The organism is Cellulosimicrobium composti (genome assembly GCF_009711085.1).
GTDB classification, from domain to species: Bacteria; Actinomycetota; Actinomycetes; order Actinomycetales; family Cellulomonadaceae; genus Cellulosimicrobium; species Cellulosimicrobium composti.
Genome location: NZ_WMKA01000007.1, coordinates 42,238 through 66,192 on the forward strand (window position 1 = coordinate 42,238; position 23,955 = coordinate 66,192).

At 74.7% G+C, this 23,955-nt stretch carries 24 protein-coding genes, 1 tRNA gene and 1 pseudogene; 15 read left to right on the forward strand and 11 right to left on the reverse strand.

Annotation, left to right across the window (positions count from 1 at the left end; all coding sequences use genetic code 11):
* Positions 1-46: 46 nt before the first annotated feature.
* Positions 47-643, reverse strand: coding sequence for an isopentenyl-diphosphate Delta-isomerase (gene idi, locus GJV82_RS04910; RefSeq protein WP_155098447.1), 597 nt, complete (start codon positions 641-643; stop codon positions 47-49).
* Positions 644-762: 119 nt separating this feature from the next.
* On the opposite strand from idi, the gene GJV82_RS04915 reads away from it, so the two are divergent.
* From GJV82_RS04915 to GJV82_RS04925, 3 genes are read left to right on the forward strand one after another with little or no spacing between them, the layout of a single operon-like run.
* Positions 763-1,845 (forward strand): iron chelate uptake ABC transporter family permease subunit, encoded by a 1,083-nt coding sequence (locus GJV82_RS04915; RefSeq protein ID WP_155098448.1) that lies wholly within the window; start codon positions 763-765, stop codon positions 1,843-1,845.
* Positions 1,842-2,948: a FecCD family ABC transporter permease gene (locus GJV82_RS04920; protein WP_404812923.1), complete on the forward strand. Its 1,107-nt coding sequence runs from the start codon at positions 1,842-1,844 to the stop codon at positions 2,946-2,948. Before GJV82_RS04915 ends, GJV82_RS04920 begins: the two co-directional genes overlap by 4 nt.
* Positions 2,949-2,977: 29 nt before the next feature.
* Positions 2,978-3,832, forward strand: coding sequence for an ABC transporter ATP-binding protein (locus GJV82_RS04925; RefSeq protein WP_024841616.1), 855 nt, complete (start codon positions 2,978-2,980; stop codon positions 3,830-3,832).
* Between the two features lie 24 nt (positions 3,833-3,856).
* Here the strand turns inward: GJV82_RS04925 and GJV82_RS20655 are convergent, their stop codons facing one another.
* From GJV82_RS20655 to GJV82_RS04935, 3 genes and pseudogenes are all read right to left on the reverse strand, one after another.
* Positions 3,857-4,540, reverse strand: a complete 684-nt coding sequence (locus GJV82_RS20655; protein WP_318657288.1) for a hypothetical protein — start codon at positions 4,538-4,540, stop codon at positions 3,857-3,859.
* Between the two features lie 508 nt (positions 4,541-5,048).
* Positions 5,049-5,237: pseudogene (locus GJV82_RS20660) on the reverse strand (hypothetical protein); the annotation flags it as partial.
* On the reverse strand, positions 5,237-5,611 hold the full coding sequence (locus GJV82_RS04935) for a PadR family transcriptional regulator (RefSeq protein ID WP_155098449.1): 375 nt from the start codon (positions 5,609-5,611) through the stop codon (positions 5,237-5,239). The gene GJV82_RS04935 and the pseudogene GJV82_RS20660, both read right to left, overlap by 1 nt.
* Between GJV82_RS04935 and GJV82_RS04940 the strand changes: the two genes are divergently transcribed.
* Together GJV82_RS04940 and GJV82_RS04945 are read left to right on the forward strand one after the other, a co-directional pair.
* Positions 5,574-6,356, forward strand: coding sequence for a hypothetical protein (locus GJV82_RS04940; RefSeq protein ID WP_155098450.1), 783 nt, complete (start codon positions 5,574-5,576; stop codon positions 6,354-6,356). The genes GJV82_RS04935 and GJV82_RS04940 overlap by 38 nt on opposite strands.
* Positions 6,357-6,416: 60 nt before the next feature.
* A complete protein-coding gene (locus GJV82_RS04945; RefSeq protein WP_155098451.1) occupies positions 6,417-7,676 on the forward strand; it encodes a glycosyltransferase in 1,260 nt (419 codons plus the stop codon).
* Positions 7,677-7,723: 47 nt separating this feature from the next.
* On the opposite strand, the gene GJV82_RS04950 is transcribed toward GJV82_RS04945, so the two are convergent.
* Positions 7,724-8,125 (reverse strand): RidA family protein, encoded by a 402-nt coding sequence (locus GJV82_RS04950; RefSeq protein WP_318657289.1) that lies wholly within the window; start codon positions 8,123-8,125, stop codon positions 7,724-7,726.
* Positions 8,126-8,252: 127 nt separating this feature from the next.
* Between GJV82_RS04950 and GJV82_RS04955 the strand changes: the two genes are divergently transcribed.
* Together GJV82_RS04955 and GJV82_RS04960 are read left to right on the forward strand one after the other, a co-directional pair.
* On the forward strand, positions 8,253-9,281 hold the full coding sequence (locus GJV82_RS04955) for a helix-turn-helix transcriptional regulator (RefSeq protein WP_318657290.1): 1,029 nt from the start codon (positions 8,253-8,255) through the stop codon (positions 9,279-9,281).
* 55 nt (positions 9,282-9,336) lie between these two features.
* On the forward strand, positions 9,337-9,909 hold the full coding sequence (locus GJV82_RS04960; RefSeq protein ID WP_155098452.1) for a VOC family protein: 573 nt from the start codon (positions 9,337-9,339) through the stop codon (positions 9,907-9,909).
* Between the two features lie 54 nt (positions 9,910-9,963).
* Here GJV82_RS04960 and GJV82_RS04965 read toward each other — a convergent pair.
* A tRNA-Leu gene (locus GJV82_RS04965) sits at positions 9,964-10,047 on the reverse strand.
* A 285-nt stretch (positions 10,048-10,332) separates the two neighbouring features.
* Here GJV82_RS04965 and GJV82_RS04970 point away from each other — a divergent pair.
* From GJV82_RS04970 to pknB, 7 genes are all read left to right on the forward strand, one after another.
* Positions 10,333-11,040 carry an FhaA domain-containing protein gene (locus tag GJV82_RS04970; RefSeq protein ID WP_024841610.1) on the forward strand — a complete coding sequence of 236 codons (708 nt, stop codon included), beginning with the start codon at positions 10,333-10,335 and terminating at the stop codon, positions 11,038-11,040.
* A gap of 10 nt (positions 11,041-11,050) precedes the next feature.
* A complete protein-coding gene (locus tag GJV82_RS04975) occupies positions 11,051-11,554 on the forward strand; it encodes an FHA domain-containing protein FhaB/FipA (protein WP_115941545.1) in 504 nt (167 codons plus the stop codon).
* A 6-nt stretch (positions 11,555-11,560) separates the two neighbouring features.
* The gene (locus GJV82_RS04980) at positions 11,561-12,967 is read left to right on the forward strand and encodes a Stp1/IreP family PP2C-type Ser/Thr phosphatase (protein WP_318657291.1); all 1,407 of its coding nucleotides are present in this window, start codon (positions 11,561-11,563) and stop codon (positions 12,965-12,967) included.
* Positions 12,967-14,616, forward strand: a complete 1,650-nt coding sequence (locus GJV82_RS04985) for an FtsW/RodA/SpoVE family cell cycle protein (protein WP_155098453.1) — start codon at positions 12,967-12,969, stop codon at positions 14,614-14,616. The genes GJV82_RS04980 and GJV82_RS04985 overlap by 1 nt, the downstream gene beginning before the upstream one ends.
* On the forward strand, positions 14,613-16,073 hold the full coding sequence (locus GJV82_RS04990) for a peptidoglycan D,D-transpeptidase FtsI family protein (protein ID WP_318657292.1): 1,461 nt from the start codon (positions 14,613-14,615) through the stop codon (positions 16,071-16,073). Before GJV82_RS04985 ends, GJV82_RS04990 begins: the two co-directional genes overlap by 4 nt.
* Entirely contained in the window at positions 16,070-17,749 is a 1,680-nt protein-coding gene (locus GJV82_RS04995; protein WP_155098454.1) for a serine/threonine-protein kinase, read from the forward strand. Before GJV82_RS04990 ends, GJV82_RS04995 begins: the two co-directional genes overlap by 4 nt.
* A gap of 110 nt (positions 17,750-17,859) precedes the next feature.
* A complete protein-coding gene (pknB, locus tag GJV82_RS05000; protein ID WP_318657293.1) occupies positions 17,860-19,929 on the forward strand; it encodes a Stk1 family PASTA domain-containing Ser/Thr kinase in 2,070 nt (689 codons plus the stop codon).
* Between the two features lie 120 nt (positions 19,930-20,049).
* On the opposite strand, the gene GJV82_RS05005 is transcribed toward pknB, so the two are convergent.
* The 4 genes from GJV82_RS05005 to GJV82_RS05020 are packed head-to-tail and all read right to left on the reverse strand — an operon-like array spanning position 20,050 to position 22,473.
* A complete protein-coding gene (locus tag GJV82_RS05005; protein WP_115941540.1) occupies positions 20,050-20,709 on the reverse strand; it encodes an aminodeoxychorismate/anthranilate synthase component II in 660 nt (219 codons plus the stop codon).
* Entirely contained in the window at positions 20,706-20,900 is a 195-nt protein-coding gene (locus GJV82_RS05010) for a hypothetical protein (RefSeq protein WP_115941539.1), read from the reverse strand. Before GJV82_RS05010 ends, GJV82_RS05005 begins: the two co-directional genes overlap by 4 nt.
* Entirely contained in the window at positions 20,900-21,679 is a 780-nt protein-coding gene (locus GJV82_RS05015; RefSeq protein WP_162289157.1) for a class E sortase, read from the reverse strand. The genes GJV82_RS05010 and GJV82_RS05015 overlap by 1 nt, the downstream gene beginning before the upstream one ends.
* Positions 21,676-22,473 (reverse strand): DUF881 domain-containing protein, encoded by a 798-nt coding sequence (locus GJV82_RS05020; protein ID WP_318657294.1) that lies wholly within the window; start codon positions 22,471-22,473, stop codon positions 21,676-21,678. The genes GJV82_RS05015 and GJV82_RS05020 overlap by 4 nt, the downstream gene beginning before the upstream one ends.
* Positions 22,474-22,770: 297 nt before the next feature.
* Here GJV82_RS05020 and GJV82_RS05025 point away from each other — a divergent pair, with 297 nt between their 5' ends.
* Positions 22,771-23,022, forward strand: coding sequence for a cell division protein CrgA (locus GJV82_RS05025; RefSeq protein ID WP_115941538.1), 252 nt, complete (start codon positions 22,771-22,773; stop codon positions 23,020-23,022).
* A 69-nt stretch (positions 23,023-23,091) separates the two neighbouring features.
* On the opposite strand, the gene GJV82_RS05030 is transcribed toward GJV82_RS05025, so the two are convergent.
* Positions 23,092-23,904: a rhomboid family intramembrane serine protease gene (locus tag GJV82_RS05030; protein ID WP_312028497.1), complete on the reverse strand. Its 813-nt coding sequence runs from the start codon at positions 23,902-23,904 to the stop codon at positions 23,092-23,094.
* Positions 23,905-23,955: the final 51 nt, after the last annotated feature.

A 23,955-nucleotide genomic window follows, 5' to 3' on the forward strand; every position in this document is an offset into this window, starting at 1 on the left:
CGCCCTGCGGGTCCGCGGGGGACGACGGCGCCGGGTCGCCCCCGCGTCAGACCGTCGCGGTCCCGAACGCCGCGGCCAGGCGGGCCGTCGCGCCGCCACCGGTCGGCGTGGCGACCGCGAGGGCCCCGACCTGCAGCACCATCCACGGGCTGAACGCCCACGGGGTCGCGGCGACCGCGCGCGCGACGTCCTGCGGGTCGGCCCACGCGACCTCGACGACCTCGTCGGGGTTCGGCTCGACCGGCCCCGCGGCGCGCGCGGTGTACACGGGGCAGATCTCGTTCTCGACGACGCCCGACGCGTCGACCGCGCGGTAGCGGAACCCGGGCACGGCGACCTCGAGGTCGGCGATCTCCAGGCCGAGCTCGTGGCGCCCGTGCCGGACGATCGACTCCTCGGTCGTCTCCGTCCACCGCGGGTGCCCGCAGAACGAGTTGGTCCAGACACCCGGCCACGTGCGCTTGACGAGCGCGCGCCGCGTGAGGAGCAGGCGCCCGGCGTCGTCGAGCACGTAGCAGGAGAAGGCGAGGTGCAGCGGCGTCTCGGTCGTGTGGACCGCGGCGCGCTCGAAGGTGCCGGTCCGGCGTCCCTCGTCGTCGACGGTGACGACGTGGTCGGGGGCCACGGGAACGTGCGAGGTCATGCGGCCACTCTCGCACACGGCGGTCCCGGACGGGCAACCCCCCGCGGGCGCCGCGTATAAGGTGAGGGTTGCCTCACCACGCCCTCCGGGCGACCGCCCCTCGACCAGATCCGAGCACCATGACCCCGTCCGCGACCGCCGACGCACCGGCCGGTGCCGCTGACGGCGTGACCGGCCGCGACGACCGCCCGGCAGGGGTCGCGCGCACGAACGCGCGGCGCGGCCTCGGGCTCGTCGTCGCCCTCGTGGCCCTCGTCCTCGCGGTCGTGCTGAGCCTCGTGGTCGGGTCGAAGCCGGTCCCGCTCGGCACGGTGTGGGACGCCCTCACCGCGTACGACGGGTCGAGCGACCACGTGGTCGTGCGCGACCTGCGCGTGCCGCGCACGCTCGTCGGTCTGCTCGTCGGGACCGCGCTCGGCGTCGCCGGTGCGCTCATCCAGGCGATGACGCGCAACCCGCTCGCGGACCCGGGCATCCTCGGCGTCAACGCCGGCGCCGCGTTCGCCGTCGTGCTCGCCGTCGCGCTGCTCGGGCTCACCGACGTCGGGTCGTTCGTCTGGTTCGCGTTCCTGGGCGCAGTCGTCGCGACGGTCGCGGTGTACGCGATCGGGTCGCAGGGGCGCGGGGGAGCGACGCCCGTGCGCCTCACGCTCGCCGGCGTCGCGCTCGGCGCCGTGCTCACCGGGCTGTCGCAGGGCGTCACCCTGCTCGACCCGGCCGCGTTCGACCGCCTGCGCTTCTGGACCGCCGGCTCGCTCGCGGGACGCACCACGGAGACGGCCGCGACGATCGCGCCGTTCGTCCTCGCCGGGCTCGTCCTCGCCGTGGTCGTCGCGCGCCCCCTCAACAGCGTCGCGCTCGGCGACGACCTCGCGCGCTCGCTCGGGGCCCACGTGGGGCGCACGCGCGTGCTCGTCGGGGTCGCCGTGATGCTCCTGTGCGGCGCGGCGACCGCGGCGGCGGGGCCGATCGCGTTCGTCGGCCTCATGGTTCCGCACGTCGCGCGGTGGGCCGTCGGGCCCGACCAGCGCTGGATCCTGCCGTACGCGGCGGTGCTCGCGCCCGTCCTGCTGCTCGTGTCCGACGTCGTCGGGCGGGTGGTCGTCTCGCCGGGCGAGCTGCAGGTCGGCATCGTCACGGCGTTCGTCGGCGCCCCCGTGCTCGTCGCGCTCGTGCGCCGCTCCTCGGCGAGCGGGCTGTGAGCGCGCCCGTCCGGGACCCGGTGCCCACGAGCCCGGGCGTGCCCGACGGCGGAGGGCGCCGCCGCGGCTTCGGCCGCCCCACGCGCGTCGTCCGGGCGCTCGGCGGGCGCGTGAGCCTCCGGCTCGACGTGCGGACGCTCGCGGTGTGCGCGGCGCTCGCGCTCGTCGGGCTCGCGCTCGGCGTCGTCGCGCTGACGACGGGCGACTACCCGCTCAGCGTGCCGCAGGTGCTCGACGCGCTCGTGGGCGCCGCGGACGGACCGGTGCGCCTCGTCGTCGTGGAGTGGCGCCTGCCGCGCGCCCTCCTCGCTCTCGTGCTCGGCGCGGCGCTCGGCACGAGCGGCGCGATCTTCCAGTCGATCACCCGCAACCCGCTCGGCAGCCCCGACGTCATCGGGTTCAGCACCGGCGCCTACACGGGCGCGCTCGTCGTGATCCTCGTGGTCGGCGGCGGGTACGCGGGCGTCGCGGCGGGCGCGCTCGTCGGGGGCGTCCTCACCGCCGCCGCCGTGTACCTGCTCGCGTACCGGCGCGGGGTCCAGGGGTTCCGCCTCGTCGTCGTGGGCATCGCCGTGTCCGCGATGCTCGCGTCCGTCAACCAGTGGCTCGTCGTCACGGCCGACCTCGAGACCGCGATGGCGGCCGCGGTGTGGGGCGCCGGGTCGCTCCACGGCGCGACGTGGGCGCAGGCGGCGCCCGCGAGCGTGCTCGCCGTCCTCCTCGTGCTCCCGCTCGCGTGGCTCGCGCCGCGCATGGGGCTGCTCGAGCTCGGGGACGACGCCGCGACCGCCCTCGGCCTGCGCACCGAGCGGGTGCGGCTCGCGCTCGTCGTCGTCGGCGTCGCGCTCACGGCCCTCGCCACGGCCGCGGCCGGACCCATCGCGTTCGTCGCGCTCGCCGCGCCGCAGCTCGCGCGACGCCTCACGGGCGCGCCGGGCGTGCGCCTCCTCCCCGCCGCCGCCATGGGAGCCGTGCTGCTCGCCGCGAGCGACCTCGTCGCGCAGCGCGCGTTCGCGCCCACCCAGCTCCCCGTGGGCGTCGTGACCGTGAGCCTCGGCGGCGTCTACCTCGTGTGGCTCCTCGTGCGCGAGGCCCGGAAGTGACCACGAACCCGCAGACCGGAAGGACCCCGGTGCCACCCAGCTCCCTCGCGGGGACGCCCGCCGACGCTCCCGTCACCGACGCCGCCCCGCGCGCCGACCGCCTGCACGCGGACGGCATCACCGTCGGCTACGACGACCGCGTCATCGCGCGCGGCCTCGACGTGAGCATCCCCGACGGCTCGTTCACCGTGATCGTCGGGCCGAACGCGTGCGGCAAGTCGACGCTCCTGCGCGCGCTGTCGCGCCTGCTCAAGCCGTCGCGCGGCCAGGTCGTGCTCGACGGCCGCTCGATCTCGTCGATCCCCGCGAAGGAGGTCGCGCGGCGCCTGGGGCTCCTGCCGCAGTCGTCGATCGCGCCCGAGGGCATCACCGTCGCGGACCTCGTCGCGCGCGGGCGCTACCCGCACCAGACGCTGCTGCGGCAGTGGTCGCGCGAGGACGAGGCCGCCGTGCTCGGCGCGCTCGCGGCGACCGGGACGACCGGGCTCGCGGACCGCCTCGTCGACGAGCTGTCCGGCGGGCAGCGCCAGCGCGTGTGGGTCGCGATGGTGCTCGCTCAGGAGACGCCGATCCTCCTGCTCGACGAGCCGACGACGTTCCTCGACATCGCGCACCAGATCGAGCTGCTCGAGCTGTGCACGGACCTCAACCGCGACCGCGGGCACACGCTCGTCGCCGTGCTGCACGACCTCAACCACGCGTGCCGGTACGCGACGCACCTCATCGCGATGAAGGACGGCGCGATCGTCGCCGAGGGCGCGCCGGGCGACGTCGTGACGGCCGCGCTCGTCGAGGACGTGTTCGGGCTCCCGTGCCGGATCATCCCCGACCCGGTGACGGGCACGCCGCTCGTCGTGCCCGAGGGGCGGCCGCGCCGCGCCTGACGACGCGGCCGCGGCACGCGCTTCTCAGACGAAGCCGAACACGGGCGGGAAGACGACGGCGACGAGGACCGCCCACCCGGCGTAGGCGGGCAGGAACCGGGTCTGCCACGCGACGAGGTCGGCGAGCGGGCGCCGTCCGCGCAGGAACGCCGTCGCGAGGACGGCCGACCACGCGAGGTGGACGAGCAGGAGCAGGTTGAGCCCGAGCGCCGCGGTCTTGTTGGGGCTCAGCCCGAACTCCGCGATGCGCGTGAGCATCGCCGTGAGCGCGACCGCGTCGACCGCGAGCGCCGCGACGACGAGCAGCACCTGGAGGCCGTCGAAGAACGACGGCGGCGCGAGCGGGTCGCGCGCCGACACCGAGTACAGGAGCAGGCACAGGACGAGCACGAGGATCGCGTCCATGAGGATGAGCAGCTCGCGGTCGACGTCCGCGAGGTCGCCCGCGGTCGCGAGGACGACGAACGCGGCGAGCAGCATGACGAGCGTCAGCGGGGTGAACACGCGCGTGAGGACGGGCGCGATGTTCTCGACGACGTTCTGCTTGGCCTCGACGAGCCACGCGGCCACGATGAGCGCGGCCGGGACGCACAGGGGCAGGATCCAGGTGTCCAGGTAGGGCTCGAGGTCGACGCCGGCGAGCGAGAAGGTCACGGTCGTCAGGCCGAGCAGGACGCCGCCCCCGATCGCGATGAGCGTGTAGTACACGGGCGAGCTCGCCCGTGAACCGCACGAAGTCCATGCGTCGCGCGTCCGAGCGCCACCGCCCGCCCACGTACGCGACACCGACGACGGCCCACACCACGGCGGGCGCCGCGAGGACCGCGAGGACGAGGGTCGAGCCCGTGGGCTCGAACGGGTAGAGGTTGAGGACGAGGCCCAGCGCGACGAACGGCGCGACGAGCGCCCCGACCACGCGCGCCGTGACCTGGCGCTTCCACGCGAGGTAGGCCGTGAGGAACGGCAGCACGAGGAGCGCCGCGTTGAGCGCCACGACGTCCTCGTCGAGGACGCTCGTCGCGATCTTCGTCGCGACGCCGGCGCCCGCGGCGAGGCCGAGCACGACGGCGAGCTCGCGCCACGAGCGCGTGCGGCCCGCGGGCTGCTCGCCCACGAGCACGAGCTGCTTCCACAGCCGCTCGGAGTGCTCCTGCGCGAACTCGCGCGACAGGTCGTCGAGCGTGCCCATGCGCTTCACGGCGACGAGGAACGCCTCGTCGTCGTCGAGGCCCGTCGCGCGCAGGTCCTCGACGCGCTCGCGCAGGTGGTCCTCCATCTCGTCGACGTCCGCCGTGGAGATCGCCTCACGGCGGCGGACGTACCCGCGCCACTGGTCGATCTGCGCCTCGAGCGCGGCGTGCGGGCCGGGGCTCGCGGCGTCGGGTGCCGTCGTGCCGGGTGCCATCAGGCCCACCCCTTCGCGACGCGCGGCGGGCTCTGCAGCCCGTCCTGGGCGGAGCGCCACACCTGCTGGAGCGCGTGCGCGACGACGTCCCACTGGGCCTGGCGCTCGACGAGCGCCTCGCGCCCCGCAGCGGTGATGGCGTAGTGCTTGCGGCGTCGGCCGACGTCGGACGTGCCCCACGACGCCTCGACGAGCCCGAGCCGCTCCAGGCGGTGCAGCAGCGGGTAGAGCATGCCGTCGGTCCACTGCATGCGGCCGCCCGAGAGCTCGTCCACGCGCTTGAGGATCGCGTAGCCGTACGACTCGCCGTCCGCGAGGATCCCGAGCACGAGCGGCGTGGCCGACGCGGCCACGAGGTCCTTGTCGATACGCATGGCACTCCTATGCCTAGTTGTTCTAGGGGTACCGACCCTAGCAGATCTAGGGTTGGATGCGAACGACGACGAGGCGGGCCATGGGACGACGACGGGCTTACAAGCGGGACTGGGGACGACGGTCGTCTCCGTCCTCGCCGCGCTGCTCGGGGCCGCCGCGCTGGTCACCCCGCAGATCCTGCGGCTCCATGACCGCGCCGCGCTCACCGTCGCGAGCCTCCTGTGGACCGGCGCCGCGGTCGTCGCCACGGTCATCGTCGTAGGGGTCGTCGTGCGGTCACGGATCCGACGCGAGCTCGGCCGGGCCGTCGCCGCCAACCCCGGAGCGACGGTCGCCCGCGTCCTCCCGGTCCGTCGCTCCAGGGCTCTGCTCGAACAGATCCCGCCGAAGCAGCGCGAGCGGCACATGCCGTGCCTACTCGTCGTCCGCCGTGACGAGGTGGATCTCTGGAGCACCGCGGACCCACCGACCCTTCTCCTCCGGATGGAGCGCGAGGACCTCGCCGTCGAGCTCGTGGCCCTCGACCTCCACGACGTGGAGGAGCTGTTGACGCTCCGGCTCACGCGCGGTGACGCCCACCTCGAAGTCGCCGTCCAGGGGCTCGTGGGCTCACGCGCGTGGGGTCACCGCGGTGCTCTCGAAGGGCTCGACGAGGTGCTCCGCAGCCTCGGCTACGCGATCCGGCCCGCGACCGACGCGAATCCGGGTCGTCCGGGCCGCGTCGCGGAGCAGGCTCAGGGCTAGCGTGGTCCACGGACGGGCTTCGCCCGATCGGCCCGCGGAACGACGGGGAGGGCTCGGCTCATGCCTCGCACGTACCTCTTCGCCCTGACCGACGGCGGAGGGACGGTCCCGCCGGAGGTGGGGGCCGCCCGTCGGCTCGTGGAGCGGGGCCACCGCGCCCGGGTGCTCGCCGAGGACTCGATGGCTCCCGAGGTGCGCGCCACGGGCGCGACGTTCGTGCCGTGGCACACCGCGCCGAACCGGCCCGACCGCGACCCCGCGAACGACCCCCTGCGGGACTGGGAGGCGCCGAGCCTGCTCGCGCAGGCACGCGACCTGGGCGACCGCCTGATCGCCGGGCCCGCACCCCGCTACGCCCGCGACGTGCTCGCGGCCGTCGACGACGAGCGGCCCGACCTCGTCGTCACGTCGGTCTTCGCGTTCGGCGCCATGGCCGCGGCGCAGTCGCGCGGCATCCCGTTCGACGTGCTCGTCCCCAACGTCTACGCGCTGCCCGCACCGGGCCGGACGCCGTTCGGGGCCGGGCTGAAGCCCGCCCGCGGACCCCTCGGCCGTGTGCGCGACCGGGCGGTCACCGCGCTGTCGACGCGCGTGTTCGACCGGTACACGCGCGACGGTCTCAACGCCCTCCGCGCCGACCTCGGGCTCGCGCCCCTCGACCGGTCGTGGGAGCAGCTCGGCGCCGCGCGCCGCCAGCTCGTCATGACGAGCCCCGCGTTCGACCTCCCCGGCCCGCTCCCGCCGAACGCACGCTACGTGGGGCCGGTGCTCGACGACCCCGCCTGGGCCGACGACGCCCCGTGGAGCGCGCCCCCGGGCGACGACCCGCTCGTCCTCGTCGCGCTGTCGTCCACGTTCCAGGACCAGGCCGCGCTCCTGCGGCGCGCCGTCGCCGCGCTCGCGACGCTCCCCGTCCGCGGCGTCGTCACGACCGGGCCGAGCCTCGACCCCGGCGCCGTGCCGGGCGCGCCGAACGTCTCCGTCGTCGCGTCCGCGCCGCACCGCGCCGTGCTGCGCGAGGCGGCGCTCGTCGTCACGCACGGCGGGCACGGGACGCTCCTCAAGGCCCTCGCCGCGGACATGCCCGTCGTCGTGCTGCCGCACGGGCGCGACCAGGGCGACAACGCCGTGCGCGTCACCCTGCGCGGCGCGGGCGTCGCGCTCCGGCGCACGGCCTCGACCGACCAGGTCGCACGCGCGGTCCGCCGCGTGCTCGAGGACCCCGCCTACGCGCGACGCGCCGCGGTGCTCGGCGCCGCCGTCCGGCACGACGCCGAGCACAGCACGCTCGTCGCGGAGCTCGAGGCGGTCGAGGGCTGACCCGGGCGACGCCGCGCCCGACCGCCCCGACGACGCCGGGCACCGCGTCAGGCGACCGCGGTCGCCTCGAGCTCGACCATCTGCCCGGCGATCGCCAGGCGCGTCACGCCCAGCATCGTCGTCGGCGGGGCCGCGCCCGCCCCTCCCAGCCGCGCCGCGAGCACCCCGTAGTGCCGGAGCAGCTCGTCAACGTCGGTGGTGTAGACGGTGAGCCGGACGACGTCCGCCCACGTCGTGCCCGCCTCGCCGAGCACGGCCTCCACGTTGTCGAGGCTCAGCGCGAGCTGCGCCGCCATGTCACCGTCGTGCCGAGGTGCTCCGTCGGGTCCCGTCGCCGTCTGCCCCGAGCACCACACGGTCCGGGTGTGCCCGGACACGACCACCCCCTGGTGGAAGCCCAGGTCCAGGGACCAGGTCACCGGGTCGACCGCCGTTCGTCCGACCGCCACGTCGTCTCCTTCGTGTCGTCCTTCCCGCGCGCCCGTCGGCTCGTCCGCCGACGTCCTCGACGCCCGTGCCGACGAGCCTGGCGACGAATCACGACACCGAGTGTCATGTATCCGATACGTTCCTCCTGTGCGCGCCGACCGCCTCGTCTCGCTCGTCCTGCTGCTGCGCCAGCGCGGCCGGACGTCCGCCGCGACGCTCGCCCGCGAGCTCGAGGTCTCCACGCGCACCGTGCTGCGCGACGTCGAGGCCCTGTCCGCCGCCGGCGTCCCGGTCTACGCGGAACGCGGGCGTCACGGCGGGTTCGCGCTGCTCCCCGGGTTCCGGACGGAGCTCACCGGCCTCACCCACGACGAGGCGCTGGCCGTGCTGACCGCCGCGGCCGCGCGCGACGCCCGGGCGTTCGGCCTCGGGCCCGCCCTCGCGTCCGCCGTGCGCAAGGTGGCCGACGCCCTGCCCGAGACCCACCGCACCGCCGCGAGCGACGCCGCCCGGCGCATCCTCGTCGAACCGGACTCCGACCTGCTCTCGCGCCGCGAGGTCGTGGAGGAGGTCCCCGCGGACGTCATGGCGGAGGTCCGGCGCGCGGTCCTCGACGGGCGCCGCCTGCGGCTGCGTTACGCCGCGGCCGGGCGCGACCCGTCGTGGCGCACGGTCGACCCCCTCGGCCTCGTCACGGTGCGCGGCACGGGCTACCTCCTCGCCACCGCGTCGGGCGCGGACCGCACCTACCGGCTCTCGCGCGTCCTCGCCGCCGAGGCGCTGCCCGACCCCGCCGAGCGGCCGGACGGCGTCGACCTCGAGCACCTCTGGCGCGAGCGCAGCGCCCAGTTCCGGGCCAGCGGCGACCAGGTGACCGCGCGGGTCGTGGTGCGCGCGGACCGCCGCGAGGAGCTCGTCAGCACCGCGCTCGCCGTCCCCGCCGAGGAGGCGGCCGACGACGGCCGGATCCTCGTCGAGGCGACCTTCCAGGACCTGCGGCACGCCGTGTGGGCGGTCTGGCAGCACGGCACGGACGCCGAGGCCCTCGCACCGCCGGAGCTGCGCGACGCGCTGCGCGAGCGTGCCGTCGCACTCGCGTCCCGCTACGGGGCCAGCCCGCCCGCCGTCGAGTCGAGAGAGCGCGGCTCGGCCGCGACGGTAGCGGCCACGACGTGACCGCTACCGGTGCGACCGTGGCCGGCGACCCATCGACCGACCTCGGGAGGGCATCATGCCGCCGACCCCGAGCACTCCCGCAGTCCCGCCCGCGCCCGCCGGCTCGAACTCCGTCAATCCGTTCGTCTGCACCCACGACGCCGTCGGGCTCCTGGCGTTCCTCGTCGACGTGCTCGACGCGCACGAGGTGCACGAGGCGCGCACGCTCGACGCCGACGGCCTCGTCCTGCACTCCGAGCTGCTCGTCGGTGACTCGACGCTCACCGTCGCGGACCGCAAGCCCGGGTGGCCGTGGACGCCGGCGCTCACCCGCGTCTACGTGCACGACGCCGCGGCGACGATCGCCCGCGCCCGCGCCTGCGGCGCCCGGGTCGTCACGGAGCCCACCGACTTCTTCGGCGACATCCTCGCGCGCTTCGCCGACCCGTTCGGGAATCTGTGGTGGGTGTACCAGCACGACCCGGCGCGCACGGGGTGGGGCGACGTCGACGACACCGGCTCAGCCGACCACGACACCGGCGGGACGACGGCGGAGGAGTCGTGGGAGACGTTCACGACCCCCGCGCTCGAGTACGTCCACGCGACCCTCGTCGCCGCGATGGAAGGGCTGCGCGACCCGCGCGCGTGACCTCGGACGCGCGAGAGCCCCGGTCAGGATCACCTGACCGGGGCTCTCTTCACGTGCGCGAGGGGGGAGTTGAACCCCCACGCCCTTTCGGGCACACGGACCTGAACCGTGCGCGTCTGCCTATTCCGCCACTCGCGCGTGCCGCAGAAGACTAGCACGGCGCCCGGCGCCCCCTGGAATCGCAGGAGCCCGGCACCACGGCGCCGGACGCCCGACGTTCACACGCTCCGCGCGGAACGCGCCACATCCGTCCGGAGATCGTGCGACGAATCGGGCCTGCTGCGCAGACGTGGTCGATACGATCTAGGTAGTCTGCCCGGACGCGCCCGTGTCCGAGGAGGTCGCCGGGGAGCACGGCCCGGCGAGGCGGACGAGACCAGCACGGCACGAGCCGGCACGAGCGAGCACGAGGGAGGAGGTGGCATGGGAGTCCTGGACCGCTTCGAGAAGGGCGTCGAGCGCGTCGTGAACAACGCCTTCGCCAAGGTGGGACGCAGCGAGGTCAAGCCCGTCGAGCTCGCGAGCGCGCTGCGGCGCGAGGTCGACGACCGCGCCGCCGTCGTCGACCGCGAGCGCACGGTCGTGCCGAACGAGTTCACCATCGAGCTGTCGGTGGACGACTTCGGCCAGGTCGAGGGGTGGGGCGCCGAGACGCTCGCCGACGAGCTGGCGTCGAACGTCACCCAGTACGCGGCGTCGCAGCACTACGCGTTCGTCGGTCCTGTGAGCGTGAGCTTCGAGCAGAACGACGCGCTCGACGTGGGCCGCTTCCAGCTGCGCTCGGCGAGCGTGCGCGGCAACGTCGCGCCCGCGACGTCCGCGTCCCCGAGCACGCGCCACCCGCTCGTCGACATCGACGGCCAGCGCTACCTGCTCACCGGCCCGGTCACCGTCATCGGCCGCGGCTCGGAGGCCGACATCGTCGTCGACGACCCGGGCGTCTCCCGCCGCCACCTGGAGATCCGCGTGACCCCGGAGGGCGTCATCGCGACCGACCTCGGCTCGACCAACGGCCTGTTCGTCGAGGGGCACCAGGTGCCCGCCGCGACGCTGCTCGACGGCAACTCCCTGACGATCGGTCGTACCCGCATCATGTTCTGGACCGGCGCGTCCGACAACGAGGAGTGGTGATCCGGCCCGCATGACCGACCTCACGTTCACCCTGCTGCGGCTGGGCTACCTGGTGCTGCTCTGGGTGTTCGTGCTCTCCGCGATCGGGGTGCTGCGTCGGGACCTGTACGGCACCAAGATCACGCCCCGCAAGGGTCGCAAGGGCGCGAGCACGCCGGCTGCGCGCCCGTCCGCCGGCGCCGCCGCTCCCGCGCCCGAGCCGGCCCGGCCGGCCGCCCCCGCGGGGCCGTCGCGGCTCGTCGTGACGGCGGGCCCGCTCACGGGCACGACGATCCCGCTCACGACGTCGTCGATCCTCATCGGCCGCGCGCCGAGCTGCACCCTCGTCCTCGACGACGACTACTCGTCGTCGCGGCACGCGCGCATCTTCCCGCAGCACGGGACGTGGTTCGTCGAGGACCTCGGCTCCACGAACGGCACCTACGTCGAGGACCAGCGCATCGGCCAGGTGACGCCGCTGAGCATCGGGACGCGGGTGCGGATCGGTCAGTCCGTCGTCGAGCTGCAGAGGTAGCCCGCAGTGAACATCGCCCTGCGCTACGCCGCGCGCTCCGACGTGGGCCTCGTGCGCTCCAACAACCAGGACTCCGGCTACGCGGGCCCGCACCTGCTCGTCGTCGCCGACGGCATGGGCGGCCACGCGGGCGGTGACGTCGCCTCGTCGATCGCGATCGCCGCGCTCGCGCCGCTCGACGGCGAGTCGCACGGCCCGGACGACGCGCTGGCCGAGCTCGAGCGCTCGATCGACCACGCGCGCCAGGACCTCGTGGACCGCAGCGTGTCCGACCCCGAGCTCGTCGGCATGGGCACGACGGTCACGGCGATCCTGCGCGCGGGCAACAAGCTCGCGATGGCGCACCTCGGCGACTCGCGCGCGTACCTGCTGCGCGACGGCGAGCTCACCCAGGTCACGACGGACCACACGTTCGTCCAGCACCTCGTCGACACGGGTCGCATCTCGGCGGACGAGGCGGAGACGCACCCGCAGCGCAACGTCGTCATGCGCGTGCTCGGCGACTTCGACATCGACCTCACGCCGGACATGTCGGTGCGCGAGGCGAAGCCGGGGGACCGCTGGCTCCTGTGCTCGGACGGCCTGTCCGGGTTCGTCAGCCCCGAGACGATCGCGCAGACGCTCCTGGAGACCCCGGACGTCGACGAGTGCGCCGACCACCTGCTCCAGCTCGCGCTGCGCGCGGGCAGCACCGACAACGTCACGGTCGTCGTGGCGGACGTCGTCGACGTCGACGCGCTGCCCGACGGCGCCGCGCCCGCCACGGGCGCCCAGGTCGTGGGCTCGGCTGCGATCGACCGCGACGCGCCGACCTCGGCCGCGGACGGGCCCGCCGCGCGCGCTGCGGCGCTCGTGGCCAGCGCCAACGCGGCGTCGGGGACCGAGGGGGACGCCGCCGACGTCGCCGCCGACGCGGAGGGCGAGCCGGGCGAGGGGTCCGGCGACGACGAGGACGTGCGCCCCGGGCGCAGGCCGCGCCGCTGGGTCACGGTCGTCGCGGTCCTGCTCGTCGTCGCGGGGCTCGGCGTGGCGGCGTGGGCCGGCTACCGCTGGACGCAGACGCAGTACTACGTTGGTGTGGCCGACGGCCAGGTCGCCGTGTTCCGCGGCATCCCGGAGAAGGCCGGCCCGGTCACGCTGTCCACGCCGATCGAGCTCACGGGGACGCGCGTCGCGGACCTGCCGGGCTACGTCGTCGACCGCCTCGAGACGACGATCCCCGCGCAGTCGCTCGACGACGCGCGCGCCCGCGCCGAGCGCCTCGTCGCCGACGCGGCGGACGAGACGACCACGGACGCGCCGGTGACGGACGAGACCGAGGCGCCCACCGAGGGGACGGCGGGGACCCCGGAGGCCGGGGCTCCCGACGTGACCCCGGCGCCGCCCACCGACGGCGCCGGCTCGGGGGCCTGATGGCCACGGTGGAGACCACCGAGGTGCGTCCCGGCCGGGGCGCGGAGCTCGGTCTGCTCGTCCTCGCGCTCGCGCTCGGCATCGGCGCGTACGCGCTCGTCGGCCTGCAGCTCACGGGAGAGCTCCCGGGCCGCTTCTACGTGTACAGCATCGGCACGGTCGTGCTCGCGGCCGTCGCGCACGTGCTGCTGCGCCTGCGCGCGCCGTACGCCGACCCGGTGATCCTGCCGGTCGCCGTCGCGCTCAACGGCATCGGGCTCGCGATGATCTTCCGCCTCGACCTCGGGTCGCAGGTGACGGGCGGCACGCAGGACCTGGCCCCGCGCCAGCTCCAGTGGACGGCGCTGGGCATCCTCTGCGCGTTTGCGCTGGTCTGGTTCCTGCGCGACCACCGCACGCTGCGCCGCTACACGTACACGGCGATGATCGCGGGCATCGTGCTCGTCGCGCTCCCGCTCGTGCCCGGTCTGGGCGCGCGCATCAACGGCGCGCAGATCTGGATCAACCTGTTCGGCTTCTCGCTCCAGCCGGCGGAGTTCGCGAAGATTGCGTTCGCGATCTTCTTCGCGGGCTACCTCGTCACCAATCGCGACACGCTCGCCCTCGCCGGGCCCAAGGTGCTCGGCCTCCAGCTCCCACGCCTGCGCGACCTCGGCCCGATCATCATCGTCTGGCTCGTCTCGCTCGCGATCCTCGTGTTCGAGCGCGACCTCGGGACGTCGCTGCTGTTCTTCGGGCTGTTCGTCGCGATGCTCTACATCGCGACCGAGCGCGTGAGCTGGGTCGTCATCGGTCTGCTGCTCATCGCGGTCGGCGCAGTCCTCGCCGCGTCGACGTTCGGGCACGTCCAGGCGCGCGTCGACGTGTGGCTGCACCCGTTCGACCCGGAGATCTACGGGCGCAACCCCGGCGGGTCCGGGCAGATCGTGGGCGGCCTCTTCTCGCTCGGGAACGGCGGGCTGTTCGGCACGGGCTGGGGAGCGGGCTACCCGCGCACGGTCCCGTACGCGTTCTCCGACTTCATCTACGCCTCGCTCGGCGAGGAGCTCGGCCTCACGGGACTCATCGGCATCCTGCTGCTGTACCTCGTGCTCGCCGAGCGCGGCCTGCGCACCGCGATCGGCGTGCGCGACGGGTTCGGCAAGCTGCTCGCGGGCGGCCTCGCGTTCGTCATGGCGTGGCAGCTCTTCGTCGTCGTCGGCGGCATCACGCGGATCATCCCGCTCACCGGCCTGACCATGCCGTTCGTCGCGCAGGGCGGCTCGTCGCTCCTCGCGAACTGGCTCGTCGTCGGTCTGCTCCTGCGCATCTCCGACGACGCACGACGGCCGTCGTCGCTGCCCGTGCGCGGCCAGGTCGCGCCCGGCGGCGCGCGGACCCGCACCGACTCCGACCCGGTCGAGGTCGTCGGCGGCGGGTCGCCCGCCGTCGGCGCAGCGCCCGACGACGCCCCCACCACCATCGGCGCGCCCGCCGTCGGCGGCCCGCCCACCGGGCCCACGCGCGCGACGACGGGCGTGCAGCAGGCGGTCGGGCGCGACGGCGAGGTCCCCGGTCACCCGGACGAGCTGCGGACCGAGGTCGTGCGCCGCCCGGGTCCCGACGCGCCGCCCCGCCCTGAGCACGACCCCTGGGGAGGAGCCCGGTGAACGTCCCCCTGCGTCGCGTCGCGACGGTCGTCCTCGTCATGTTCCTCGCGCTCATGGTGTCGACGACGTACATCCAGTTCGTCCAGGCGGACTCGCTCAACGACGACCCGCGCAACGCCCGCACGATCTACCGCGAGTACAACAAGTTCCGCGGGCCGATCGTCGTCGCGGGCGACGTGATCGCGTCGTCGACCCCCGTGGACGACGCGTTCGGCTTCCAGCGCCAGTACGCGAGCGGCCCGCTGTACGCCCCGGTCTCGGGCTTCCTGTCCCTCACGAACGGTCGCACGGAGATCGAGGACAAGGAGAACGACTACCTCAACGGCCAGGCGAGCTCGCTGTGGCTCGACCGGCTCAGCGCGCTGTTCACGGGCAAGCAGCCGCAGGGCGCGTCCGTCGAGCTGACGATCGACCCGGCCGCGCAGCAGGCCGCGTGGGACGCGCTCGGCGACCAGCGGGGCGCGGTCGTCGCGATCGAGCCGAAGACCGGTCGCGTCCTCGCGCTCGTGTCCAAGCCGAGCTACGACCCGAACGAGCTCGCGACGCACGACACGGCCGCGGCGCGCGACCGCTACCAGGAGCTGCTCAACGCGGACGGCAACCCGATGTCGAACCGCGCCATCCGCGGCAACACGTACCCGCCGGGCTCCACGTTCAAGATCGTCACGTCGGCCGCCGCGATCGAGAGCGGGCAGTACACGGCCGAGAGCGTCGTCCCCGCGCCGGACGAGTACCAGTACCCGCAGTCCGACCGCACGATGAAGAACTTCGGCGGGTCGCGCTGCTCCCCGACGGGCGAGATGACGCTCGCCGACGCGCTGCGCATCTCCTGCAACACCGCGTTCGCCGACCTCGGGGTCACGCTCGGCGACGACGTGCTGCGCGACCAGGCGGAGGCGTTCGGGTTCGACGAGCCGCTCGCGATCCCGCTCGACGTCACCGCGAGCCACTTCCCGGACGACGAGGAGGCGACGCCGGACGCCACGGCCCGCGCCGCGATCGGCCAGGGAGACGTGCGCGTCACGCCGCTCCAGATGGCGATGGTCGCCGCCGCGATCGCGAACGACGGCGTGCAGATGGCCCCGTACACCGTGGAGACGGTGCGCAACCCGGATCTCGACGTGGTGCGGCAGTCCGAGCCGCGCCGCCTGCGCACCTCGGTGTCGCCCGCCACGGCGGAGCAGCTCACGCAGATGATGCTCGGCGTCGTGCAGAACGGCTCCGGCGAGGCCGCGCGGATCCCGGGCGTGCAGGTGGCCGGCAAGACGGGCACCGCGGAGACCGGCGGGGACGCCGCGCCGCACGCGTGGTTCACGAGCTTCGCGCCCGCGGACGACCCGCAGGTCGCGGTCGCGGTCATCGTCGAGAACGGCGGCTCGCTCGGCAGCGAGGCGACCGGCGGCGCGATCGCCGCGCCGATCGCACGCGCCGTCATGGAGGCGGTGGTGAACGGATGAAGCCCGTGCGGGGCCTGACGCTCGGCAACCGCTACCGCCTCGTGCGACGCATCGCCGTCGGCGGCATGGGCGAGGTGTGGGTCGCGGCCGACGACGCCCTGGGCCGCGAGGTCGCCGTCAAGGTGCTGCGCAGCGAGTACGCCGGGAACGAGGACTTCCTCAACCGGCTGCGCACCGAGGCGCGCAACAGCGCCGCGCTCTCGCACCCCAACATCGCCCAGATGTACGACTACGGGGAGGCGAACGGCTCCGGGTACCTCGTCATGGAGCTCGTCGTGGGCGAGCCGATGGCGGACCTCCTCGAGCGCGAGCCGGTGCTCCCGGCTGCGCGGCTCCTGCCGATCCTCGCCCAGACGGCGCGCGGCCTGCACGCCGCGCACCTGTCCGGCGTCGTGCACCGCGACGTGAAGCCGGGCAACATCCTCATCGACCGCGCCGGGACGGTGAAGATCACCGACTTCGGGGTGTCGCTCGCCGCGAACCAGGTGCCGATGACCGCCACGGGCATGGTCATGGGCACGGCCCAGTACCTGTCGCCCGAGCAGGCCGTCGGGCAGGCCGCGACGGGTGCGTCGGACATCTACGCGCTCGGCATCGTCGCGTACGAGTCGATCGCGGGCAACCGTCCCTTCACGGGGTCCACGCCCGTCGACATCGCCGTCGCGCACGTCAACGAGCCCGTGCCGCCGCTGCCGTCGTCGGTCGACCCCGAGCTCGCCGAGCTCGTCATGGTCATGCTCGCCAAGGACCCGCTCGCGCGGCCGCACCCCGCCGACGCCCTCGCGCGCGTCTTCGAGGAGATCGGCGCGCGCCTCGCGAGCGACCCGTGGTCCGCACGCTCCACGACCCCCGCGCCCACGACGCGCCGGGCCCGCCGCGCGCGCACGGCGGAGGAGGCCCCCGCGCCCGAGCCGGACCCCGCGCCCGTCATCACCCCGCTCGTCATCCCTGCGGCGGTGCGGGACCCGCACGCCACCGACCCGGCGACGCCGTGGGTCGCGCCCGAGCCCCGCCCGGCCGCGCACGCCGCCCAGCCCACCGAGGTACCCGCCGACGCGCCCGCGCCGGAGACGTCCGCCGGTCCGGTCGTCGGCCGGCACGGCGTGCCCCCGACGCCCGACGACCCGGCACCGGCGGCACCGGACGAGGTGGCGGCCACCGGGCCCGCGCTGCCGTGGGAGCGACCCGTGCCCGCGGGCGCCACGGCGGCCGGCGAGAGCGCACCCCGGTCGTACCCGCCGCGGCGCGAGATGCACGGCGGCACCCGCTCCTCGCGCCGCCCGCAGCCTGCACGCGGCGGGGCGCGCGCCGTCGCGGCGGCGGGACGACCGTCGGGAGCCGCGGTCTCCGAGCGCAGCGCGACGGCGTCGTCCGCCGCGCCGGCGACGCGCGCCGAGGCCCGGCGCCGGTCCCAGGCGACGCCGTCGCGCGCCTCGTCGTCCGGACGTCGCACCTCCACGACCACGGGACGGCGCCTCGGCGGCCTGCCGAACGGGCTGACGTGGCCCCTCGTGGCGCTGCTCGGCCTCCTCCTCGTGCTGGTCGTCGCGACGCTCGCGTCCCTCGGAGACCGCGGCGCGCGCGACGACGCCGCGGCCTCGTCGCCCGGACCCGCGGCCGCCGTCGTGGTCGTCGACGGCGTCCCCGGAACCCCGCACGAGCGGGTGACATCGTGACGACATCGTTGTGTTCCCCGCTCTCCCGCAGGCCCCCGAGTGGGATGATTGCGCCAGATGTGCCGCGTGCGGACGCGCCCGCGGCCCCGACGACACCGAAGGACGAATGAGTGGTGGACAACGCTCCCCGAGTGCTTGCCGGGCGCTACCAGGTCGGTGAGCTCATCGGCCGTGGCGGCATGGCCGAGGTGCACATCGGGCACGACAACCGCCTCGGTCGTACCGTCGCGATCAAGATCCTGCGCTCCGACCTCGCGCGCGACCCGTCCTTCCTCGCCCGCTTCCGGCGCGAGGCGCAGGCCGCGGCCTCGCTGAACCACCCGGCGATCGTCGCGGTGTACGACACGGGCGAGGACGTGCACACGGACGCCACGGGCAACTCCGTGCACGTGCCGTTCATCGTCATGGAGTACGTCGAGGGCCACACCGTCCGCGACATCCTGCGCGACGGCCAGGCCGTCCCGATCGACGAGGCGGTCGAGATCACCGCGGGCGTGCTCGCGGCCCTCGAGTACTCGCACCACGCGGGGATCGTCCACCGCGACATCAAGCCCGCGAACGTCATGATCACGCCCACGGGCGCGGTCAAGGTCATGGACTTCGGCATCGCGCGCGCGGTCGCCGACTCGGCGGCCACGATGACGCAGACGCAGGCCGTCATCGGCACCGCGCAGTACCTCTCCCCGGAGCAGGCGCGCGGCGAGACGGTCGACGCGCGCTCCGACCTCTACTCCACGGGCTGCCTCCTCTACGAGCTGCTCACGGGCCGCCCGCCGTTCATCGGCGACTCGCCCGTCGCCGTCGCCTACCAGCACGTGCGCGAGGCCCCGGCGACGCCGAGCGCCGTCGCCCCCGACGTGCCCGAGGTCCTCGACCGCATCACGCTCAAGGCCCTCGCCAAGGACCGCACCGCGCGCTACTCCAGCGCGGCCGAGTTCCGCGCCGACCTCGAGAACGCCGTGCGCGGCGGGGCGATCACGGCCCCGGCGCTCGGCGTCGCGGCCGCGGCCGCCGGGCTCGGCGCGGGTGCCGCCGCGGCCGACCTCCAGCCGACGATGGTGGAGTCCGCGACGCAGGTCATGGCCCCCGCCGGCGCGGGCGCCCCGAACCCCTGGGCGACGAGCACGGCGCCCGCCGTCCCGCCCGGCGAGGAGCCGCCCGGGGAGGACGACGAGGAGCCGAAGAGCCGCAAGGGCCTCATGTGGACCCTCATCGCGGTCGGCGTGCTCGCCCTCGCCGCGATCATCACGATGATCGTCATCTCCAACCAGGGTGAGGACGAGCCCACCACCGGCACGGTCCCCACGCTCTCCGCGCCCATCACGCCCGAGGAGGCGGAGAAGGCGATCACCGACGCCGGGTTCGAGTACGCCCAGGCCCTCGACCAGGAGTCGACGGAGCCCGAGGGGACGTTCACCAGGACGGACCCCGCGGGCGGCACCGAGGCGGAGCTCGGCTCGACCGTCACGGCCTTCTTCTCGGCCGGGCCCGACGCCGTCGTGATCCAGGACGTCAAGGGCAAGACCCAGGACGAGGCGCGGCAGATCCTCGAGGGCCAGGGCCTCACCGTCACGTCCGGCGGCTCCGAGGACTCGAAGGACGTCCCGAAGGACGCGGTCACGCGCACCGACCCCGCGGCCGGCCAGTCCGTCGCCGCCGGGTCGACCGTCACGCTCTACACGTCGTCCGGCCTCGTCGCGCTCCCCGACCTCGTGGGCGGTCAGCGCGCGGCGGCCGAGCAGGCGATCACCGACCTCGGCCTCAAGCCGGTCGTCAACGAGGTCGAGTCGGACGAGCCCGAGGGCCAGGTCGTCGCGCAGCGGCCCAACGCCGGGAGCGTGCCGCAGGGCTCGGAGGTCACCATCGACGTCGCGATCCCGCGCTCGGCCGAGACGACCACCGTCCCGTCGAACCTCGTCGGCATGACCCTGGAGCAGGCGCAGGAGGCGCTCGGCGGTGCCGGGCTCAACCCCGGTCGCCAGCAGAACCAGGAGTCGGACCAGTGGCCCGCCGGGACCGTCATCGGCTCCGACCCACGCGGCGGTGCCGAGGTCGAGGTCGGCACCGAGGTGTCGCTCATCGTCTCGACGGGCCCCGGCCCGTCGGGCGGCGAGGGCCCCGGTGGCGGTGGCGGCCCAGGTGGCGGCGGCGGCGGGGGCGACGACGACGGCGACGGCTGACCGCACCTCGCCGGCCCACCCCCGGCGGGTTGCCGCCCGGAGCACAGGCGCATGACGACGGGCCCTCACCTCGGAGGAGGTGAGGGCCCGTCGTCGTGCGCAGGTCGGGGCTGTGGGCGGCTACTGGCGCACGAGGGGCGCCATGCCCGCCGAGCGCTCGACGGCGCCGTCGAGACCGCACGCCTCGAGCCAGTTCGCGAGCAGCCGGTGCCCTCCCTCGGTGAGCACGGACTCGGGGTGGAACTGGACGCCGTGCAGGGGCAGGTCGCGGTGCTGCAGCCCCATGATCACGCCGCCCGCGGTGGCTGCCGTGACCTCGAGCTCCGCGGGCACCGTGTCGTGGACGACCGCGAGCGAGTGGTAGCGCGTCGCGGTGAACGGGACGGGGAGGCCCGCGAGCACGCCCACGCCCTCGTGCTCGACGAGGCTCGTCTTGCCGTGCATGAGCTCGGGCGCGTGCGTGACCGTCGCGCCGTACACCTCGGCGAGCGCCTGGTGGCCGAGGCACACGCCGAGCATCGGCGTGCGCGACGCGGCGCACGCCCGGATGACCTGCTCGCTCTGACCCGCCTCCTTGGGCGTGCCGGGGCCGGGGGAGACGAGGACGCCGTCGAAGGCGGTGCCGTCGGCGTCGTGGTAGCGGCCCTCGGCGTCGGGCTCGGGCACGGCGTCGTTGCGCACGACGACGGTCTGCGCGCCGAGCTGGTCGAGGTACCCGACGATCGTGTAGACGAACGAGTCGTAGTTGTCCACGACGAGGATGCGGGTCTGGTGGGTCATCGTGGGGCCTCCCCGGGCACCGCGCCGGCGGCGTCGGTCTGGATGTTGGGGTCGTTGAACGGCATGTACTCGGAGACGAGCGGGAACAGCCACTCGAAGCACGCGAGCACGACGGCGGCCGCGAGGACGAGCAGGAGGAGGGCCCGGACCCACGCGGGGCCGGGCAGCGCACGCCACAGCGCCCCGTACATCACGCGCTCCCTTCGGCCGGCGGTGCGGTCTGCCCGACGAGGTCCGGCGGCGTGCCGTCCTCGACCGGCATCCAGTAGTCGAACTTCGCGTTGACGATGAACCGCGCCACGAGCGAGTTGAGCCCGATCGGGTGGCACGTCGTCAGGGTGAGGTACCGCTCGGTGGGCTCGACGCCCGGCTGCCAGGGCACCGGGGCGATCGCCTCGACCTGGTCGGGCCGGACCGCCTGCATGTGGTCCACGCGGTAGACGTACCAGGTCCCGCCGGCCTCGACGACGATGGGGTCGCCGACCTGCAGCTCCTCGACGTCGTGGAAGATCTTGCCGTACGTCTGCCGGTGGCCGGCGAGCGAGAAGTTGCCGACCGCGCCCGGCATGACGGTCTCCGGGTAGTGCCCGGCCATCGCCTGGTCGAGGATCGCGCGCTTGTCCGTGCCCTCGGCGATCGGCATCATCTTGCCGTCCCAGCGCGGGACGTAGAGCGTGCCCCACACCTCGCCGGGCCCGGGCGCCGCCATGACGGGCGGCTCGTCGCGGCGGACGGTCGTGCCGACGTCCTCGGCGTCGGGCACGGGCGCGGCGATCTCCTCGAGCACCTCGGCCTGGACGCGGTCCGCCTGGACGTCGGTCCACCAGAGCTGCCACACGACGTAGAGGCCGAGCAACACGCCGAGCGTGATGAGCAGCTCGCCGAGGACTCCGACGACCGCCGAGACCGCGCCGCGCCCGGAGCCGCGACGCCCGGCGTGGCGCACCGGGGCGGGTGCCGTGGCCGTCACGACGCCACCGCCCCGGCCGGGCGCGCGTAGCGCAGCTCGAGCGCGCCCTGGTAGCCGGGCATCTCGATCTCGGGCTCGTCCTCGACGGACCAGCCGAGGTTCACCGCGTCGACGTACTCCTTGTACACCTGGACGCCGGGGGAGCGGTCGAGCGCGTCGCGCAGCGCCTCGGGGTCACCCACGGCCTCGACGACGTAGGGCGGGGAGTACACACGCCCGTGCAGCAGGAGGATGTTGCCCGCGCAGCGGAACGCGGACGTCGCGGTCACGCGCTGGCCCTGCAGGGTCATCGCCTCGGCGCCACCCGCCCACAGGGCGTTGACGACGGACTGGATGTCCTGCTGGTGCACCACGAGGTCGTCGGGGCGGATCTGCGGCGGGTAGTTCCCCTCGGGGGGAGCGTCGTCGAGCGTCACGGACACCCCGCGCCCGGTGACCGGCGTCGTGCCGGCCGCGACCGCGGTCCGCGCCGCGAGGTCGGGGTCCACGCCCGCAGGCGCGTCGCCCGTGCTCGACAGCCGCGCGACCTCCGCGGTGAGCGCGTCGACCTGCTCGGCGAGGTCCGCGACGCGGTCCGACTCGCGGTCGACGAGCTGGACGAGGTTCTCGGGGTGGCGCGAGTCGTCGCCGCGCGCGAGGCGCGCGTTCGCGGTGAACATGAGGCCGGACAGCGCGAGGACGAGCGCGACCGTCACCGCGGAGCGGAGGCGGCGCGAGCGCGGCGCGGGGGGCTGCGCCGGGGCGGCGACGGGCTGGTCGCCGGACGTCACGGAGGCGGGGGTGGCGTCGTCCACGCGACCGTCTCCTTCCTGGCGGCGAGGTCCGTCGACCGTGCCGGTGCCGTCTTCCGCGGTGCGCGGCGGGCGTTGCCCGCGCGCGGTGTCCGCGCCTATTGTGTGCGCCCACTACGCTAGTCGACGAACGTCGTCCACGATCGTGACGGACCCGTGCTCTCGCGGAGCCCTTGCGGCGCGTCGACGACCTTCGCCCGAGCCATGCACGGTTCCTGCACGACGACGGCAGGCGTCCGCACCCGCGGCGCGCCCCGGCGCCGTCGGCAGCGGACCCCACCAGGACAGGAGCCTTCCCTCGTGCCCGAGTCGAAGTCGCGCAAGAAGCCCAAGCCGCAGCGTCAGCCGAGCGTGCCCAAGCCCGAGGCGGGCAACCCGCGCTGGCTCGTGCCCACGATGCTCGGGCTCATGCTCCTCGGCCTCGCCTGGATCGTGCTCTTCTACCTCAGCGGCCCCAAGCAGCTCCCGGTCCCGCCGCTCGGCGCGTGGAACCTCGCCGTCGGCTTCGCCTTCATCATCGCGGGCTTCGCCCTCACGACGCGCTGGAAGTGACCCGGGCGGAGGGAAGCACACAGGTGTAGTTCCACACCTGTGAGTAACCCTGGGGATAACTCCTCGGGGTCATCCGACGAGGTGGCCGAACTGGTCCGCCTGGGCGTACGTGAGCCACGCGGCCGCGACGAGCGCGACGGCCACGAGCACCGTCGCGCCCACGGACACCGCCGTGCGGCGCTCCCGGGGCGCGTAGGCGTACGCGGCGCCCAGCGCGAGGCCCACGACGAGCCCGCCGAGGTGCGCCTGCCAGGCGATGTTCGCGAAGAAGAGGCCGATCGCGAAGTTGATGCCGATGAGCACGACGATCTGCATCGCGTTGCGGCCCGTGCGACGCAGGACGAGCAGGATCGCGCCGAAGAGCCCGAACACCGCACCGGAGGCGCCCACGACCGGGGTCACCCACGCGTCCGACGTCGGGCCGCCCGCGAGGACGAGGTACCCGACCGAGCCGCCGAGCGCGGACAGCAGGTACAGCGCCGCGAACCGCAGGCGCCCGAGCTGCTGTTCGAGGAACGGGCCCGTGACCCACAGGGCGTACATGTTGAACAGGATGTGGACGGGGCTCGTCGAGTGCAGGAACGCGGCCGTGAGGAACCGGTAGGGCTGGAGCTCCCCGATCCACGGCGCGAACGCGAGCATGCTCGTCCACGTGCCGCCCGTGACGAGCTGGAGGATCCAGCTCGCGACGCACAGCCCGATGATCGTGAACGTCACGACGGGCGGGCCGCCGCGTGCCCTCCCGCCGAACGCGGTGCGCTGCGCAGGCGCCTGCCGGGCCGCCTCGCGCACGCAGTCGACGCACTGGACGCCGACCGCGGCCGGGCGCTGGCACTCCGGGCACGCGGGACGGCCGCAGCGCTGGCACCGCACGTACGACACCCGGTCCGGGTGCCGCGGGCACACGGGCGGGACGGCGGGGCCGTCGTGCGG